20 protein-coding genes, 1 pseudogene and 1 other annotated feature are annotated in these 17492 nt (G+C 47.7%); of the genes and pseudogenes, 19 read left to right on the top strand and 2 right to left on the bottom strand.

The window, feature by feature from the left end; all coding sequences use genetic code 11:
- Window positions 1-4: 4 nt before the first annotated feature.
- From mreC to HPY31_RS25210, 9 genes are all read left to right on the top strand, one after another.
- Window positions 5-958 (top strand): rod shape-determining protein MreC, encoded by a 954-nt coding sequence (gene mreC / locus HPY31_RS25250; protein WP_016739189.1) that lies wholly within the window; start codon window positions 5-7, stop codon window positions 956-958.
- Window positions 958-1482, top strand: a complete 525-nt coding sequence (gene mreD / locus HPY31_RS25245) for a rod shape-determining protein MreD (RefSeq protein WP_172142918.1) — start codon at window positions 958-960, stop codon at window positions 1480-1482. Before mreC ends, mreD begins: the two co-directional genes overlap by 1 nt.
- 21 nt (window positions 1483-1503) lie before the next feature.
- Window positions 1504-3936, top strand: coding sequence for a peptidoglycan D,D-transpeptidase FtsI family protein (locus HPY31_RS25240; protein WP_172142917.1), 2433 nt, complete (start codon window positions 1504-1506; stop codon window positions 3934-3936).
- A gap of 126 nt (window positions 3937-4062) precedes the next feature.
- A complete protein-coding gene (minC, locus tag HPY31_RS25235; RefSeq protein WP_012685556.1) occupies window positions 4063-4764 on the top strand; it encodes a septum site-determining protein MinC in 702 nt (233 codons plus the stop codon).
- A 20-nt stretch (window positions 4765-4784) separates the two neighbouring features.
- Window positions 4785-5579 (top strand): septum site-determining protein MinD, encoded by a 795-nt coding sequence (gene minD, locus HPY31_RS25230; protein WP_172142916.1) that lies wholly within the window; start codon window positions 4785-4787, stop codon window positions 5577-5579.
- 57 nt (window positions 5580-5636) lie between these two features.
- The gene (rodA, locus tag HPY31_RS25225; RefSeq protein ID WP_172142915.1) at window positions 5637-6767 is read left to right on the top strand and encodes a rod shape-determining protein RodA; all 1131 of its coding nucleotides are present in this window, start codon (window positions 5637-5639) and stop codon (window positions 6765-6767) included.
- Window positions 6768-7076: 309 nt separating this feature from the next.
- Window positions 7077-7277, top strand: a complete 201-nt coding sequence (locus tag HPY31_RS25220) for a cold-shock protein (RefSeq protein WP_005832370.1) — start codon at window positions 7077-7079, stop codon at window positions 7275-7277.
- A 156-nt stretch (window positions 7278-7433) separates the two neighbouring features.
- Window positions 7434-8219: a M23 family metallopeptidase gene (locus HPY31_RS25215; RefSeq protein WP_172142914.1), complete on the top strand. Its 786-nt coding sequence runs from the start codon at window positions 7434-7436 to the stop codon at window positions 8217-8219.
- Complete coding sequence (locus HPY31_RS25210) at window positions 8212-9048, top strand: M50 family metallopeptidase (RefSeq protein ID WP_172142913.1); 837 nt, start codon at window positions 8212-8214, stop codon at window positions 9046-9048. Before HPY31_RS25215 ends, HPY31_RS25210 begins: the two co-directional genes overlap by 8 nt.
- Before the next feature lie 10 nt (window positions 9049-9058).
- On the opposite strand, the pseudogene HPY31_RS25205 reads toward HPY31_RS25210, so the two are convergent.
- Window positions 9059-9261, bottom strand: a pseudogene (locus tag HPY31_RS25205) (GNAT family N-acetyltransferase); the annotation flags it as partial.
- A 171-nt stretch (window positions 9262-9432) separates the two neighbouring features.
- On the opposite strand from HPY31_RS25205, the gene HPY31_RS25200 reads away from it, so the two are divergent.
- The 9 genes from HPY31_RS25200 to HPY31_RS25160 all read left to right on the top strand — a co-directional run bounded on the left by HPY31_RS25200 (window position 9433) and on the right by HPY31_RS25160 (window position 16655).
- Complete coding sequence (locus tag HPY31_RS25200; RefSeq protein ID WP_172142912.1) at window positions 9433-10908, top strand: Rne/Rng family ribonuclease; 1476 nt, start codon at window positions 9433-9435, stop codon at window positions 10906-10908.
- 57 nt (window positions 10909-10965) lie between these two features.
- Window positions 10966-11044 (top strand) — a sequence feature (ribosomal protein L21 leader region).
- 10 nt (window positions 11045-11054) lie between these two features.
- The gene (rplU, locus tag HPY31_RS25195; RefSeq protein ID WP_016739197.1) at window positions 11055-11366 is read left to right on the top strand and encodes a 50S ribosomal protein L21; all 312 of its coding nucleotides are present in this window, start codon (window positions 11055-11057) and stop codon (window positions 11364-11366) included.
- Window positions 11367-11379: 13 nt separating this feature from the next.
- On the top strand, window positions 11380-11730 hold the full coding sequence (locus HPY31_RS25190; protein ID WP_172142911.1) for a ribosomal-processing cysteine protease Prp: 351 nt from the start codon (window positions 11380-11382) through the stop codon (window positions 11728-11730).
- Between the two features lie 7 nt (window positions 11731-11737).
- On the top strand, window positions 11738-12031 hold the full coding sequence (rpmA, locus tag HPY31_RS25185) for a 50S ribosomal protein L27 (protein WP_005832382.1): 294 nt from the start codon (window positions 11738-11740) through the stop codon (window positions 12029-12031).
- A 108-nt stretch (window positions 12032-12139) separates the two neighbouring features.
- Complete coding sequence (locus tag HPY31_RS25180; protein WP_016739199.1) at window positions 12140-12724, top strand: Spo0B C-terminal domain-containing protein; 585 nt, start codon at window positions 12140-12142, stop codon at window positions 12722-12724.
- 13 nt (window positions 12725-12737) lie between these two features.
- Window positions 12738-14015 (top strand): GTPase ObgE, encoded by a 1278-nt coding sequence (gene obgE, locus HPY31_RS25175; protein WP_172142910.1) that lies wholly within the window; start codon window positions 12738-12740, stop codon window positions 14013-14015.
- Window positions 14016-14023: 8 nt separating this feature from the next.
- The gene (locus tag HPY31_RS25170; protein ID WP_172142909.1) at window positions 14024-14689 is read left to right on the top strand and encodes a PilZ domain-containing protein; all 666 of its coding nucleotides are present in this window, start codon (window positions 14024-14026) and stop codon (window positions 14687-14689) included.
- A 289-nt stretch (window positions 14690-14978) separates the two neighbouring features.
- Complete coding sequence (locus HPY31_RS25165) at window positions 14979-15434, top strand: helical membrane plugin domain-containing protein (RefSeq protein WP_012685568.1); 456 nt, start codon at window positions 14979-14981, stop codon at window positions 15432-15434.
- Window positions 15435-15476: 42 nt separating this feature from the next.
- A complete protein-coding gene (locus HPY31_RS25160) occupies window positions 15477-16655 on the top strand; it encodes an NAD(P)/FAD-dependent oxidoreductase (RefSeq protein ID WP_172142908.1) in 1179 nt (392 codons plus the stop codon).
- 50 nt (window positions 16656-16705) lie between these two features.
- Here the strand turns inward: HPY31_RS25160 and HPY31_RS25155 are convergent, their stop codons facing one another.
- Window positions 16706-16858: a hypothetical protein gene (locus HPY31_RS25155; protein WP_007728640.1), complete on the bottom strand. Its 153-nt coding sequence runs from the start codon at window positions 16856-16858 to the stop codon at window positions 16706-16708.
- A 185-nt stretch (window positions 16859-17043) separates the two neighbouring features.
- On the opposite strand from HPY31_RS25155, the gene HPY31_RS25150 reads away from it, so the two are divergent.
- Complete coding sequence (locus HPY31_RS25150) at window positions 17044-17487, top strand: ACT domain-containing protein (protein ID WP_012685570.1); 444 nt, start codon at window positions 17044-17046, stop codon at window positions 17485-17487.
- Window positions 17488-17492: the final 5 nt, after the last annotated feature.

The raw sequence follows: 17492 nt of genomic DNA, 5'->3' as shown, positions 1-17492 counted from the left end.
GGGCATGTCGTTTTTCGGGAATAAGCGGCTTATTATTGTACTTGTAGGCTTGGTCCTGCTTATCTCCGTCGTGGGCTTCACTTCTCGTGAACGGGTTAGCCTGACCTGGCCAGAAATGTTCTTCAAAGATACCTTCAGCGTGGTGCAGGGCTTTTTCTATCGTCCTGCCCAGGCTGTTTCTGGCTTTTTTCAGGAAATAGAAGAAGCGTACGGCGTGTATGAAGAAAACAAGGCACTTAAGGCAAGCTTGGATCAATACGCACGTCTAAGTGCCGAATTGCACACACTCAAGGCAGATAATGATCGCCTTCGAGAAATGGTGGGGGCAAAAGATTCACTTAAATCTTACAACCTTCACTTTGCGGAAGTTGTGGCGAGAAACCCTGATACATGGAACAACGTCGTTACCATCGATCAAGGATTAAAAAGTGGCATCAAAAAGGATATGGCTGTCATTACAGCCAAAGGAATGGTCGGGCGCATACAAAGTGTTGCCAACTTTTCAGCTACGGTTGAATTGTTGACGAGCTACGAGCGACGTGACCACATCTCAGCGGATATTTTGACGGAGCAGATCGTTGACGGCAAGCCTGTGTACCGTCAGGTTAGTGGTGTCATTGAAGAGTACGACGCGCAAAAGAGATTGCTCGTCATGCGCAAAATCCCTTGGGGACAGGCAATTAAAAAAGATCAGCAAGTTATTTCATCCGGCTTGGGAGGAGTTGTCCCTCGCAATTTGCCGATCGGCTATATTGTTCGCGTAGAGCCAGATGATTATGGCTTGACTCAAACCGCCTACATCCAGCCAAGCGCTGATTTTTCACAATTGAATGAAGTCATGGTTGTGGAACGAGACTTCACAATTGGCCCCAATGGTGAATTGATCCCGCAACAGCCAGCTGGTCAGACACAAAAAACTGTGCCTCCAGCTCCACCTGCTAGCGGGGGTGGTCAGTAATGGCTCGGTTTTTATTGACGTTGGGCGTCGTGGTTGTGTTTGTTTTGGAAGGAACTGTGATGCAAGTATTTTCACCTGATGCATGGGGTCTGTCTTGGATGACGGTACCCCGGTTTGCGCTTGTCTGCTGCATCTTTATTTCGATGTATCTCGGCAGGCGCGAAGGTTTGTATTACGGGATCGCTTTCGGGTTTTTACAAGATGTCCTATTTGGGCAACTAATTGGAATCTATACCATGTCCATGATGGTGGCCAGCTACTTTGCAGGGATGATCGTTCTTTTGTTCCAGAGAGGATTCGGGATGGTTTTCATTACTAGCTTCCTGATTTTGTTCGGACATGAGTGGCTTTTGTATTCGTTGTTCCGCTTGTTTTCCGCCGCCCCCTTCGATGTTCGATGGATTTTGACGCATCAAATTTTGCCTAGTGTGCTGTTTAATCTCGCTTTTGGCTTACTGGTATACTTTCCGATCAAGAATGTATGCAACAAGATTCTGGCGAAAAAGGAAATGCACATGCAGTAAGGACAAAGGAGAGGAGAGTTCGTGGAAGAAGTCAAAGAACCGAAATCAGACATACCTATTCGGCTCAATATATTGTTTGTGATTGTATTTTTGTTCTTCGCCGCCATTATTTTGCGGCTATCCATCGTGCAGCTGGTGGAAGGCGAACAGTACAAGCATGAATTGGAAAAGTTCAGTATTCGGGAACTGCCGATTTCCGCTCCTCGTGGCCGTATCTTGGATAAAAATGGCGAGGTACTCGTTTCGAATAAGCCTGTGTACACTGTGCAATACGTTGAAGAACAAGGACAGGACATTGATGAAGAGAAAGTCGCGGATCGTCTGGCAAAAATCCTCATCCCCGATGGCGGCAAAATTGGTACGGATAAGGAATTGTTAAAGAAGACGATTGAATTGAGATCAACCTTGCCTGTTGCTTTCAATGGGCAAGAAACGAACGATCTCAAGGCAAAGGTCGCGACGAAGTTAAAAGCCGTTCCGAAAGTCGAGACCGTTGATCAGATGTCTGACTTCCAGTTGGTAAAAACCGCTGTATATCTGGGAATGCGCGTTCGTTCTCCTTTTGATGACAGGGAGAGAGCAGATCTTATTAAGAAACTGAATGCTACCAAACCAGGTACACCCGCTATTACGGAAGCGAACACCACGGACTTCGAGCTGTTAAAAATGGCGATAAACGCCAATATGACCCTCGCTCTGAAATTCGACAAGGAAGATCGCAATGACCTCGCCAAAAAAGTGAAGGAACAGATTTCAGCTTTGCCAACCCCGGAAGGCTTAGCAGATAAGTCTGACATGGATTTGCTGCGCTATGCCTCGTTGTTCGACATGGATGTCAAACTGCCGTTGACAGAGCAGCAACGCCAATTTCAGTGGCACAAGCTCTCTTTGCTGCAGGAAATGCGTTCACCGCAGATGGCCAGCTACATTCCAAGACGTGTCAAGGTCAACATTACAGATCAGGAAATGTTCCAAATCGAAGAACGACGCACCGAACTGCCGGGAATTAGTGTGGAGCTGGAGCCAGTGCGCCAAATTTTCGAAGATCCGGATGGTTCGGCATTTGGTACTCACTTTCTCGGGTACATCAATGCGATTCGTCCTGAGAGCTTGAAAGAATATCAGGCACAAGGCTACAACGCTATCGACCGTGTCGGTGTAACTGGGCTGGAGAGCTCCTATGAACGTTATTTGCGTGGCAAAAACGGGATTATGGAAGTTCACGTGAACAAAAATTCGGAGACGGTAGAGAAGCAGATGCGCCAAGCCCCTGAACCAGGAAACGATCTTGTTTTGGCTTTGGACTGGCGTTATCAAAGCAAGGTAGAGGCCATCTTGAAAGAAGAGGTTGAAGCATTCAAGAAGCGCCCGTCTACACCAAAAGCATTTAAAGACGCACACGTATTGGTGATGAATCCGAATACGGGCGAAATATTGGCGATGGCGAGTTATCCAGATTACAATTTGAATCTGTATTACGACCGTAAGAAATTCAACGAGAATTACGCCTCGCTTATTTTGCCGAACGAATCAAACAGATTCATTTATACGCCGTATCCACCTGCTTCTACCTATAAGCCACTGTCTGTCATGATTGCGCTTCAGGAGGGGCTAACTACACCGAACGAAGTCATCTATGACCGAGGCGGATTGTATGTCGGAAACACGTATAAACGCAACTGGAAGGCGGGTGGCCATGGAGCTGTTAACGCTCGTCGTGCCTTGCAGGTGTCGAACAATACGTATATGTATGAAATGGCGCTTCGCTTAGCAAGAAAAGGAAAAGATGGCTGGGAGAAGCAGTTCTCTGTCTATGATTACTACAACGCCCAGTTTGGTCTTGGTGTGAAAACAGGTGTGGATCTACCGAATGAACATACTGGTTGGGAAAACCAGAACATGTACTTCGGGAACTTGGCGGACGTGATGATTGGGCAATATGATTTGTTCACGCCGATGCAGTTGGGTCAATACGTTTCGACCATTGCCAATGGAGGATATCGAATACGCCCCCATCTTGTAAAAGAAATTCGCAAAGGAACCACCGATCCGAAGAAACCAGGTCAAACGCTCTCCGTTATCGAACCAGAAGTGCTCAACCGGGTTGATATCGATCCGAAGTATATACAGGTGGTAAGAGAAGGGATGCGGCTGGTTACTCAACCAGGTGGTACCGTTCAACGCTTTAAGGGGTTGCCGTTCACGGTTGCAGCCAAGTCTGGTACGGCACAAACGTCGCAGCCAGCGGAAAACGCACTGGTTGTCGGCTTTGCGCCTTATGAAAATCCTCAACTGGTTTTCGTCGTCGTTGCGCCGAACAGTTTGAGAGATGGTACATCCAGTTCTGATGCTACTGGTCCGATCTCGCGTCGATTGCTCGAAGCTTACAATGAACTGAATCCAGGTGTCCTTACTGGTGGGGTTCCGAAGCCGAATCCAACGTCCTCGAAGTAACCAGAAGGTTGTCCAGGGCAATTAAGCCCAAGAGAATAATTGAGTCAAGCTCTTGTAAAACGCCACTATCTGACCTGTTTCGGCAATTTTTTTACGCAGAGCAGGAAAAATCTTTCTGCATGGCGAATGGTATCGGTCGAGGTGAAACCGGTGACGACTGTGAAAAGCAAGGTCACGATCAAAGGGACTAAAGAGGGTCTCGTCTTCTTTATGGATGATACCTGTTCCTTCGACGAACTGCTGGCCGATATGCGTGAAAAAATAGAGCATAGCCACCAACAGATTTTGTCGGGGCCACTCATTCGGGTATCTATAAAATTGGGAAAACGATACTGCTCACCAGAGCAACAAGAGCAGTTGACTCAAATTATTCGAACTAAGGGCAACCTGGTGATCCATACAATCGAATCTGATTTGATCACGCGGGAAGAAGCGATGGCTGAACGCCTGAAAACCCATTTTTCCATACAGGTAAATACGGTACGCTCTGGGCAAGTTCTGGAGTTTGACGGTGATTTGCTCTTATTGGGAGATGTCAATCCCGGGGGGACGGTTCGCAGCACAGGAAGCATTTACGTGCTAGGGCATCTTAGAGGGTACGCGCACGCAGGTATTTCCGGTGACTCACAGGTAATTATTGCGGCTGCAGTCATGAGTCCTACCCAGTTGCGGATTGCAGAAGTGATTAGCAAGCCGGGTGAGGAATGGACGAATAATTCTGGAGGCACAGAATTCGCCTATCTGGAAAATGAGATCATGCTGGTAGCGAAAATGAACTACTTGTCGCGAATCCGCCCTGAATTGGGTGAGAAAAAGCGTGAGGGTTGAGGGAAAGAGGAGGAACGGACGTGGGGATAGGAATTGTCATAACTTCCGGTAAAGGCGGCGTGGGTAAGACGACCACTTCCGCCAATTTGGGAACGGCGCTCGCATTGTTGGGACAAAAAGTGTGCATGGTAGATACCGATATTGGCTTGCGCAATCTGGATGTAGTCATGGGGCTTGAGAACCGAATTATTTATGATCTGGTAGACGTTGCCGAAGGCGCATGCCGACTGCCACAAGCTCTGATCAAAGACAAGCGGTTTGAAAATCTGGCATTGCTCCCGGCTGCTCAGACCAAGGACAAATCCGCTGTAACTCCTGAGCAGATGGAAGAAATCATTACGCAACTGAAGCGGGAATATGATTATGTCATCATCGATTGCCCTGCGGGTATTGAGCAAGGCTTCCGCAATGCGGTGGCAGGGGCTGATCAAGCAATCGTCGTGACTACACCTGAAAAAGCCGCTGTGCGTGATGCTGATAGGATTATTGGCCTATTAGAGCGAGAAAAAATCGGAATGCCGAAGCTGGTGATCAACCGTGTTCGCTCCCATATGGTGAAAAATGGCGACATGCTGGATGTAGAAGACATTTTGGATTTGTTAGCCATTGACTTAATTGGTGTAGTGCCGGATGATGATCATATCATTAAATCCGCGAACCAAGGTGAGCCTGCTGTGATGAACCATGAATCGCGTGGTTCCATCGCCTATCGGAACGTTGCCCGACGACTTTTGGGTGAAGCTGTTCCATTGCAACCATTGGAAGAAAAAGCGGGCGTTCTCCACAAAATGCGTAAATTCTTTGGATTAAAATAGGTAATACTTGGCTCCCTTCTTTTATAGAGGGGAGTCACGTTTTCTAGGAGGAAACGGATGGACCTGGAAAAACGTCATTTAAAAACAATTGACTGGACCATCATTTTGATTTTGGCAGGGCTAGGTGTCTTCAGCTATCTGGGGATTTCCGGTTCTGCGGCAGGTGTAGATAAGGCGCATCAGCAGGTCCTTTGGTATGTCATCGGTTTTATTGTGCTAGGTGTGACATTGCTATTTGACTACCGGCTCTTTCACAACATGGCCTATGTCTTGTATGCGATCGGTGTGATTCTTTTGATCGGGGTATTTCAGACGAGGGCGATTAATAATGCCACGAGTTGGTACGACCTTGGCCCTGTGTTGTTTCAGCCTTCCGAACCAATGAAGCTGTTCACGATATTGACCGTTGCACGCTTCTTGTCGAAGAGGGCAAACGATCAAGACCGCTTTTACTACTTTTACAAACTGATTCCGGTAATGTCCTTGGTTGGCTTTCCGTTGCTATTGATTTTGATGCAGCCCGATTTGGGTACCGCAATGGTCTATACGGGTATGCTTGCCACTATGCTAATCGTTGGTGGTATACGGATGAAGCATGTATTGTATATGGGCGGGCTGGTCGGCAGCTTTTTTGCCGCCATGACACTGTTGTATCAATACAAGCAGGATATCTTTTTCAAGATTATCAAGCCGTATCAATGGGATCGGATCGTCTTTTGGATGAACCCGGATCTTGAACCGATGGGACGAGGGTTCCAGCTCAAGCAAGCATTGATTGCTATCGGCTCAGGGCAACTGTTCGGAAAAGGGCTTGATACGCCGACACAAGCGAGCTTTGGATGGGTGCCGGTAGGAGAAAGTGATTTTATTTTTACCGTCATTGCAGAAAAGCTGGGCTTTGTCGGAGCGGGCTTGCTGATGATTTTGTTTTTCGTCTTGATTTACAGAATGATCCGTATCGCGATGGAGGCAAAAGATCCGTTCGGCTCCTACGTTGTTGCGGGTGTCGTAGGGATGCTTACTTTTCAGATCTTTGAGAACATCGGCATGACGATTCAGTTGATGCCGATTACGGGTATTCCGCTTCCGTTCATTAGCTACGGAGGGAGCTCGCTCGTAACCAACTTCCTGATTATTGGTGTGGTGCTCAACATTGGGATGCGTAAGGACAAGTTGCGTTTTGATTAAATAGTTGTTCAAAAAAGTCTTCAGGTTCACCCGCTTTCTCGGTGCGGAATTGAAGACTTTTTGAATACTCATGAAATGCGTGACAAATGCAAATACTTATGCTAAAATCATCCTAAGTTAACCATTTTTACAAGTTATAGTGTTTGATTGATTGGTATGGAGTCGTACGTATTGTGAGTGACGTCACCAATTGTCAATCGCAATTCGTATGACTTTTTTTCCTTGACGCAAAAGGCTTATCTGTAAAAAAGAGGTTAACGCTACACTCTTTCGCCTCGTGGGGCGTAATGTTCAGGGAGGTTTTGTTTCATGCAACAAGGTATCGTAAAATGGTTTAACGCAGAAAAAGGATACGGTTTCATCCAAGTTGAGGGTGGCGACGACGTATTCGTACACTACAGCGCAATCCAGTCAGAAGGTTTCAAATCTCTTGACGAAGGTCAAAAGGTTGAGTTCGAAATCGTTCAAGGTAGCCGTGGACCACAAGCTGCTAGCGTAACTAAACTGTAAAATTGACAGATTCAAAGGCAGTCTCTCTATGGGGAGACTGTCTTTTTTGCATGTTTCCCCGATAAGCTGGGGAGTTGGAGAGGGGCGACGGTCGTCATAAAGCAGGTAGACAAGTCATAGGATGATACTAAAGGCTTGGCCTGCGGAGGGATGGACATGTTTGAAAGAGTAGATCGCGTAAAAGAAAGACGGAGGGAGCGTTTGGAACGAATTCGAACACAGTCACGAGACGGCTATACTCCCTACGTCGATGATTGGAAAGATCCGATCGAAGAAACGCCAAACCCATTCAGTTACTCGCCGCCCGAGAACGATATGATGGACCAGCCACCGTCTCATGAAAAATGGGGCGTGCAAATTTTAGCATCTGTCTTATTGATTGGTGCTGCTTATGTATTGTTTCAAACAACGCTGATCCCTGCCTCTTGGAAAAGCTCCGCGAGGGAAGTCATGACACGGGACTTTAATTTTTCGGGGGTTGCGGACTGGTATGAAGCGAGATTTGGACCGATTCCAACAATGCTTCCTTCGATGCCTACTAGTCCCCCTGCCGTGCCAGCTACGAGTACAACAAAGGGTGTAGCTGCTGTGTGGAAGCTCCCCAGTAGCTGGAAAATCGTCAAATCCTATGATCCAGAGAGTGCAAATGTGATCCTGCATACGGGAATGAACGATCAAATCACGATCGGAGAAGCTGGCTGGGTCGCTTTTGTCGGTGAAAAGCCTGATTATGGGACGACAGTGATTGTTCGTCTAACCAAAGGGCGGGAGATATGGCTCGGCAATCTCGATAGTATAGGGGTGACGAAGGACGAGGTCCTTGCACCTGGTAAGGTCATCGGAACCGCTCGGGTAATGGATCAGACATCACGTCAACTGTATCTAGGGGCGAAAGTGAATGAGCAATTTGTCAATCCCTTGGAAGTGATTCCATTTGAATAGGGGAGGCTGGCTCGACATTCGCTTTCGCATTCACCTGCTATTTTGGGCGGTGATTGGCTTGTCCGTGGTGACAGGCCATTTTTTGGAGGTCATTACCTTGTTTGTCATCGTGCTGATCCATGAATTAGGGCATGTAGCGATGGCGCGTGAGCTCGGATGGACCGTAAAAGAAGTGCAGCTTCTGCCTTTTGGTGGAGTAGCGACGATGGAAGACTCATACGCCACGGACCCATTGGATGAGATTGTCGTGGCACTGGCAGGGCCCTTCTTAAATATGGTGATGATGGCTGCCTCCTACTTGTTTTGGTTTATGGGGATATGGACGGAAGAGTGGGCCCGCTTTTTCTTGGTAAGCAATTTGACGATTGCGCTGTTTAACCTGTTGCCAATCTGGCCATTGGATGGCGGGAGAATCTTGTTGGCGGTACTATGCTGGTTTATGTCATATAGGCAGGCGACGATGATATCGATGACTGGGAGTACGCTGTTTGCGGGGATCATGGTTGGGATGTCCAGCTTGGAGTTGAAGTACAACTTAGCAGTGATCGGGATTTATTTATTGACGTTGAACATTCAGGCATTTTTACGATTTCCTTATCAATTTTTTCGTTTCCTGGTCGAAAAATACGACCGGCAGCGAGACGAGGCTGCCGTTCAAGCGATACAGGTGCATCCCGAGGAAACGGTACTAGCTGTCTCGCATAAGCTGCGACGGGGATGCTCCCATCTTTTCTACGTCCAGGGTGCGGGTCTCTTGGCTGAGGAACAGCTTTTGTATGCCCTTTTGTTTGAACAAAAGCACGATGCCGCCGTGGGCAAGCTCCTTTAGTCTGTAGACCTTAATCAGCTGGAGCAATCCATTCCATCAGCCAGCAATCACGTAAGCTTCCTTCGTGCCATTCGTGCAACGGAGGACTCGTTCATTCCAGGCTTGCGGGTCAATCGCTACTTTTTGCGCTCGTTTTTTCGTTTGGAGATAGTGGAGGATGGCTGTAACGAGCTGAGTGCCAATACCGCGATTCCAGTAAGCAGGCGCTCCCATTTGACTAAGTGAGCGGTATCATTGGGGGTTAATACTCTAATGGTAAAATCACCAGCATAATCATGGTTTATCTCCTTTACCTTGACTTGGTAGCTATGTTAGATTACTTCCTATGAGCCCGGTTATCCTTCTTTTGGGCAACGTTTGTACGGGGAATAAGGAGTGAAGGCAGTGAAGCAAGTAGCGATCAGTACACAAGGTGGCAGTATCCGCATCGCATTTATGGAAAACGGGAAATTGCAGGAATGGCGTACACAGGATGTGGGGTCACACGCAAGTGTTGGTGACATTTATCAAGGACGGATCGCAGATGTGAAGCCTGGCATCCAATCCGCTTTTGTTGATATTGGTACAGGTCAAAATGCTTATTTGTATATAGATGACACGCTCGGCGTCGAGTCGGGTGGAACGGCGAAAGCAAATATTGCAGAACGCGTTCACGTTGGGCAAAAGGTATTGGTTCAAGTGAGTAAAGAGGCGATGGAAATGAAGGCGCCCAAAATCACAATGCGGATCAGCTTGCAGGGGCGTTACCTGGTGTACCTTCCGACTGAAGAGAGCATTTCACTTTCGCGTAAAATATCTGATGATACCAAACGAAAACGACTGCAACAGGTGATCTCTTCGACAGTAGAGCAAGGGGAAGGCTGTATTCTGCGTACAGAAGCAGCGGAAGCAGAGGAGCAGACACTCATTCGTGAACTAACCTATTTGCGCAATCGTTGGCAGGACATGCGGCGAACAGCGGAAGGACTGCGCTCGACTGGGCGGATTTTTCAGGATGCCGAGTTGATCGAAGTGGCGCTCCGAGATGGCTTGGCGAACGGAATAGATGAGTTGTTGGTAGAAGGTGCGGCGACTCATCAGCAGGTAAAAGCGGCGTTGGCAGCTTTTGCTCCGGAAGTACAAGAGAAGCTTCGCTGGTATCAGGGGAAACAGCCGCTCTTTGACTACTTGGGTGTCGAGGCGGAGTTGATTCGTGCTCGTGATCGACAGGTGCCGCTTAAGAGTGGAGGGTCCTTGGTCATCGACAGGACAGAAGCCATGACGGTCATCGATGTAAACACCGGTTCATTCACTGGTGCGGGAGGGCAACAGCGAGAGCAGGCAGTGACGGCGACCAATTTGGAGGCGGTAGCTGAAATTGCCCGGCAGCTTCGCTTGCGGGACATCGGTGGCATCGTGATCATTGATTTCATTGACATGAAAGAGCAGGGCAATAAGGAGCGAGTGATCTCGCGATTGAAGCAAGAGCTGGCGAAGGACTCTGTGCCTTCGACTGTTCTCGGGATGACTTCGCTTGGATTAGTCGAGATGACGCGAAAAAGAGTTCGTGCGAGCCTGATGGAGCGGTTGACGGAGCCGTGTGAGGCATGCGAGGGTCAAGGGAGAGTTTGGCGAGTAGACGAGCTGTTCCGGCGCATGCACGCCGAAGTCACTGCATTGGCAAAGAGCCAAGATGTGGAGGCTATTCTCGTGGACATGCCGCAACGATTGTTGGACATGATAGAGGAGTGGGAAAAAGCAGAAGCAGTTACATGGCCTGTCCATGTCTTTAAGCGGCTTGTCCCTTCTATGAGCCCAGACGAGTTTCGAATTGGATACGTCGGAAATCGGGCAGAGGCGGAGCGTTTACAATCGAAATAACTTGACTGGGCTATTGTAGCTATGATAACCTAATGGTTGTCATGCAGATATGCCTCGTGCATACTGTAACCGCACGAATCAGGTACATAAGCCGTCGCTTGTCGACGCACCTGTAAAGGCGAGTCTGAGTATAGGAGGTGCACACAGTGTACGCAATTATCGAAACCGGTGGAAAGCAATACAAAGTTGAAGAGGGAGCAGTTCTCTTCATCGAGAAATTGGCTGGCAACGAAGGAGACGTTGTTACTTTTGACAAAGTTCTCTTCGTAAGCAAAGACGGCAAAGTTACTGCAGGAGCTCCTACAGTAGCTGGTGCAACGGTAACTGGTAAAGTAGAAAAACACGGTAAATCTGCAAAGATTATCGTGTACAAATACAAAGCCAAGAAAAACTACCGTCGCAAGCAAGGTCACCGTCAACCATTCACCAAAGTTGTGATCGAGAAGATCAACGCTTAATTGGTGACTTGTTATGATTGAAGTGATCGTGAGCCGTGCGCAGCACGGTATCCATGAAATTAGTATTTCCGGACATGCCAATGCGGGTGCCTATGGGGCAGACATCGTTTGTTCTGCTGTATCAGGCATCAGCTTTGGTATATTAAACGCCATCCAACCTTTGACCGGCATCACTCCTGATGTCGCTGTCGCACAAGAAGGCGGTGGGTTCTTGAAGTGGAATCTTTCTTCTTCGGATGATGAGACTGCACGCGAGAAACAACAGCTTTTGGCAGAGAGCATGGTCATTGCTCTTTTGTCAGTTGAGGCGAATTACGGTAAATACGTAAAAGTAAATGATCGTAAATGGCAGGGAGGTGTCTGATATGAACATGCTGTTTAACTTGGACCTTCAGTTTTTCGCATCGAAAAAAGGGGTAGGTTCCACAAAGAACGGTCGCGATTCCATTTCCAAACGTCTGGGCGTGAAACGTGGCGACGGGCAATTCGTTACTGCTGGTAACATTCTCGTTCGTCAACGCGGAACTAAGATTTACCCAGGTGCGAACGTAATGAAAGGCGGAGACGACACTCTGTTTGCAACTGCAGATGGTGTTGTTCGTTTCAAGCGTCTGGGCCGTGATCGCAAACAAGTTGTGATCGAGCCAGTTGCTTCCGAAGCGTAAATATTTATAAAGAAAAACCCAGCGATATAGCTGGGTTTTCTTTTTGTTCGGTCTTTTTTTATGGTACAATAGATGGGAAAGATATTCTTATCGACTTGGGTGAATGTGATGGGGGACGAGCGGAGGCTGTTTACGCATCAGACAGACCAACTGCTGACCGTTCTGAACAGGCAGCGGCATGACTGGTTGAACCATGTTCAGGTTCTGCTCGGCTATTTGCATTTGAACCGTACTGAACAAGGAGAGGCCCATTTGAAGCGCATTGCACAGATGGCGATGCAGGAATCGATGGTGGCCCGATTGAATAGCTCCTTGTTGTCCGTCTTCTTCTTGACATTTAACGCACTGAACAATGAATTGCTTTTAGAAGTAGACGTGTGCAATCATGTGGATCTCACGCGAGTAGTTTTGAACGAGCAAGACTTGTTTCAGTTGGTGTCAGAGATATTATGCACAGTGAACGATCATGTAGACCAGAGCGGGTACGAAGCGGCCAGCATGCAAGTAAGCTTGCAGATGGATGAGTGTGGCGTTCATTTTCGTTTTGACCTGGCCGGTGTACTTCGTGCATCCGGAATGGAAGAATTGGAAAAGCTGATACGTAAAAGCGAACAGAGTACGGTGGAAGTCACCGAGTGGATACATACGGAAGAGGAATGGGTCCTGAAATTGGTGGTTCCATTCGCGGAATGAAAGAGGTGACACCATGTTTGTCGATCAGGTAAAAGTATATGTAAAAGGCGGGGACGGTGGTAACGGAGCCGTCTCCTTTCGCCGGGAGAAGTACGTACCGCTGGGTGGTCCAGCGGGTGGAGATGGCGGTCAAGGTGGAGATGTCGTATTTGTCGTGGATGAAGGTCTGCGTACACTGGTAGATTTCCGTTATCAACGACATTTCAAAGCACCACGCGGAGAGCATGGCCGCAACAAATCTCAGCACGGAGCAGGCGCGGAAGACATGGTCGTGCGCGTGCCACCGGGAACAACTGTCATTGATGATGATACCAAAGAAGTGATTGCCGATCTTGTGGAGCAAGGTCAACGTGCTGTGATCGCAAAAGGCGGACGTGGTGGACGAGGCAATAATCGTTTTGCCAACTCTTCGAATCCAGCCCCACACATCTCAGAGAACGGAGAGCCAGGTCAAGAGCGTTACATTGTCATGGAGCTCAAGCTGATTGCAGATGTGGGCTTGGTTGGTTATCCGAGTGTAGGGAAATCCACGTTGCTGTCCAGTGTAACAGCGGCGAAGCCAAAAATTGCTGCGTACCACTTTACGACGCTGACACCGAATCTGGGTGTTGTGGACTTGGGGGAGCGGAGCTTTGTAATGGCCGACTTGCCAGGATTGATTGAAGGCGCGCATGAAGGTGTGGGTCTTGGTCACCAATTCCTGCGTCACGTAGAGCGTACACGCTTGATTGTCCATGTGATTGACATGGCAGCAGTAGATGGACGCGACCCTTACGAGGACTATTTGCAGATCAACCGAGAGCTGACGCTGTATAACCTGAAGCTCGAAGATCGTCCGCAAATTGTAGTCGCGAACAAAATGGAACTGCCAGAAGCAGAGGAAAACCTGCGTATTTTCAAGGAAAAGGCTCCAGATGTCAAGGTGTATGAGATCTCCGCTGCAACCAGTAAAGGCGTACAAGAATTGATGTATGCGATCGGGGATACCTTGGCGACGATTCCGGACAAGCCTGCTGTCGAAGAAGTTGCGGAAGTGGAAGAGCGCGTAGTGTTTCGAGCAGAAAAAGAACCAGATGCATTCGAGATTACGCGTGATAACGACGTATTTGTCGTCAGCGGGGAGAAGATCGAGAAGCTCGTGCGCATGACGAATCTGAACAGCTATGATGCAGCCCAGCGTTTTGCGAGACAAATGCGTAGCATGGGTGTAGATGATGCTCTGCGCAAGCTGGGAGCAAAAGACGGGGATACCGTTCGGATCGGCAAATTAGAGTTTGACTTTGTGGAGTGACAAAAACCATGATTGATATCCCATCACTGAACCCATTTATGGGGGATAAACGACTCCAACGCGGTTCATCGCTACCGCTAATCATCTCCAAGCAGGTGCAGACACCTGTCCAAGTTTTGGTTGAACATGCAAAGGGCAATTATCTCGTAGTTTCCTATGAGATGAAGCCTGAAACGAAAGCAGAGCTGCTCGGAACAACTGTACGCATTCGTTGGGAAACAGATGCGGCAGTAAACACCATTGATTTGGAAGTAGTTTCGGAGCAAACGATTTGGCCGATCAAGCTTTTAGGGATGATTCCGATTAGTGTAGGGGTAGAAATTACCCAAAAGCGCAAGCAGGATCCTATTTCCCCAGATCTCGGTATTTCTGTCCCTTACAAGGTGATGGGAGCTAGACCGATCGAAGAAAAAGGCGAGGCAGTGTTGCTGAAATTCTCTCCTACCCGTCTCGTTTTGGGAACAGACGGTTATGTGTCAAAGGGCGATTTTCTCCATTTGTCTTTCAAGATACCGAAGCAAGCGCAGGAGATCGTCATGATGGCGAAAATCGTGGAAAAAACGTTCCAAGACAACCAAACAATCATTGAATTAATCTTTACGGATATCAATGAAAAGCACCATGATCTCATCAAAGATTACTATAAAAAGCTCTCAACTACCGCTTCTTCCTAAGGAAGCGGTTTTTTTCCTTTGATGTTCCCGTGAAGAAGGTATATAGTAGAGTACATAGAGTTCTCAATCGAGCCTGTTCACTCCATGATTTGTTGTGTGCGCTTTCCTGAATGAATATTTGTGAAATCATTCACTTTTTATTATAAGAATCCGTTGTTTGCTTTACTTTGTGAAAAATGTTACATGCAATTTTTTACCGGATTTTCAGGGAGAATAGCGGCCGTTACTCGTATGAACAGGCATCGAGAATGGAAGGCCTCTATTCCAAAGCAAAGGAGGACGTTTTTTTATGTCTCAAACAACTACGCAACAAGCTCAAGCTGCTGCTGAAGTAGCAAGCACTGCTACTCTGGCACCAGCGCAGCAACAAGATGTACTCGATCAGTTGATGAAACCAGAAATTCAAGAGTCACTGAACATATTGGTGGCGAACCTGCCTAAATTGGCAGAACTGACAACTCTTTTGACCAAAACCTATGATTTGGTACAAACGGTAGCAAATGATCATGTATTGATCGACGATATCAAAGGCGGAATGGAAGAGTTCGTAAAACCGATCTCTGATAAAGCAAAAGGTATTGCGCAAGCAGCCATTGAAGCCAATGACCGTGTTCATGTAGAAGAGTCTACGATCGGTTTGTTCGGTATTCTCAAAATGCTCAAGGATCCGCAAGTACAAAAAACATTGCGTTTCGCACAAGCATTCCTGGAAGTAACTGCAGAACGTCAACAACAAAAACGATAGTTTTTTTATTATGGAATGGAAGACAAGGACGGAGGATTGGGCATGGCGAAGCATATTCTGATTCTAGGCGGCGGTTATGGCGGTTTGCTCAGCGCATTGACTGCACGTAAATACATGACGGCTGAAGAAGCGTCGATCACGGTAGTAAACCGTTTTCCTACTCACCAAATCATTACGGAACTGCACCGCTTGGCAGTAGGAAACCTGTCTGAACAAAACGTGGCGCTCCCTCTGGAAAGACTGCTGCGTGGCAAAGAAATTAACCTTGTAGTAGACACGGTAGAAAACATTGGTCTCGAGTCCCAACGCGTAACATTGGCGAGCGGCGAGTCCATCAAATACGATGTTTTGGTCATTGCGCTGGGAAGTGAAACCGCATTCTTTGGAATCCCAGGGCTGCAAGAGTACAGCTTTACACTGAAGTCTGTAGAAGAAGCAAATCGTCTGCGTGCACACCTCGAAGAGCGCGTGATTGAATACAAGACGAGCAAAAATAAAGCAGATGCTACCTTCGTTGTAGGCGGTGGCGGTCTGACAGGTATCGAGCTGGTTGGGGAATTCGCTGATATGTTGCCAAATCTGTGCCATAAGCACGGCGTAGACTTTGCAGACGTTTCCATCTACTGCGTAGAAGCAGGACCATCCATTTTGGCTGGTTTTGCTCCTGACCTGGTTGAGCGTGCGAAAACAAGCTTGGAAAAACGCGGCGTTCAGTTCCTGACAGGGGTACCTGTAACGGAAATGAAAGAAACCACTGTGTGCCTGAAGGATGGCGGTACCATTGAAACAAAAACAATGGTATGGACAGGTGGCGTACAAGGAAATCGCGTAGTAGCGGAGTGCGGCGTGGAAGTAAACCGCGGACGTGCTACTGTTACAGAATTCCTGCAATCCACTTCTCACCCTGATGTATTCCTCGCAGGTGACAGTGCGGTCGTAATGGGGCCAGAAGGTCGTCCATTCCCTCCAACTGCTCAACTGGCATGGCAAATGGGCGAAGTAGTAGGTTACAACCTCTTCGCACACTTCAACGGCACCAAAATGGATACCTTCAAGCCGGTATTCTCCGGAACATTGGGTAGCCTGGGCCGTAAAGACGCGATCGGTACAATTGGTGCAAGCCAACTGAAGCTGAAAGGTCTGCCTGCAACCTTGATGAAAGAAGCGAGTAACGTTCGCTACTTGACTCATATCAACGGTTTGTCGTCTTTGGCATACTAATCGAATCAGGAAAACCCGGGATCATGATGTCCCGGGTTTTTTGTGCTTGTTTATCCGTTTCCGCTCGGATCTTCAATCACGTTTGGGGATTGTGCCATCTTTTTGCCCCGCATGTCATTGCCAAACTGTTCGAGACTGCTTGGCTTACCCGCTGGGTGATTGTTACGGCGCTCCGATTTATCTGACTTTCCACGTCCGGCCATTTGCCTTTCACCTCCTCCATACGATACGCATTATTGTGCGCGAAGAAGCTCCCCCTCATGTAATCAAAGTAAACCAAATAGGGTCGGATGAAAAAAAGTGACGGATAAGGATTGTCACATTCCATGCTTTCCGTTATAATGTCCTCTATGAAGAAACAACTGTTTTTCTCAGGAGGACACAACGCATGAAGAAGGAAGAAAAATTCTACTTGATTCGATCTGACATCCTGCCAGAATCGATTGCCAAAACGATTGAAGCCAAGAAGATGCTGGAATCCGGCGAAGTGGATACCGTGAATGAAGCGGTTGAACGGGTGGGATTGAGTCGTAGTGCTTTTTATAAGTACAAAGATGGCATTTTTCCGTTCAATGCGATGATGAGCGAAAAAATTATGACGTTTACTTTCTCTTTGGATCACATGTCAGGTTACTTGTCCAAAGTGCTCACATATGTAGCAGATCAAGGTGGAAACGTATTGACCATCAATCAGACGATTCCACTTCAAGGGATTGCTACCATATCCATGTCAGTCGATATGGCTAATCTTCGCGTATCTAGCACGGAGTTTTTGGATGGCTTGCAGCTGATTCCAGGCGTTCGCAAAGCGATGATCGTCGGTAGGGGCTAAGAAAA

This window comes from Brevibacillus sp. HB1.3 (assembly GCF_013186635.1).
Lineage (GTDB): Bacteria > Bacillota > Bacilli > Brevibacillales > Brevibacillaceae > Brevibacillus > Brevibacillus brevis_D.
Note: the sequence above shows the minus strand (reverse complement) of the source record. Positions and strands in the feature narration are given on the sequence as shown.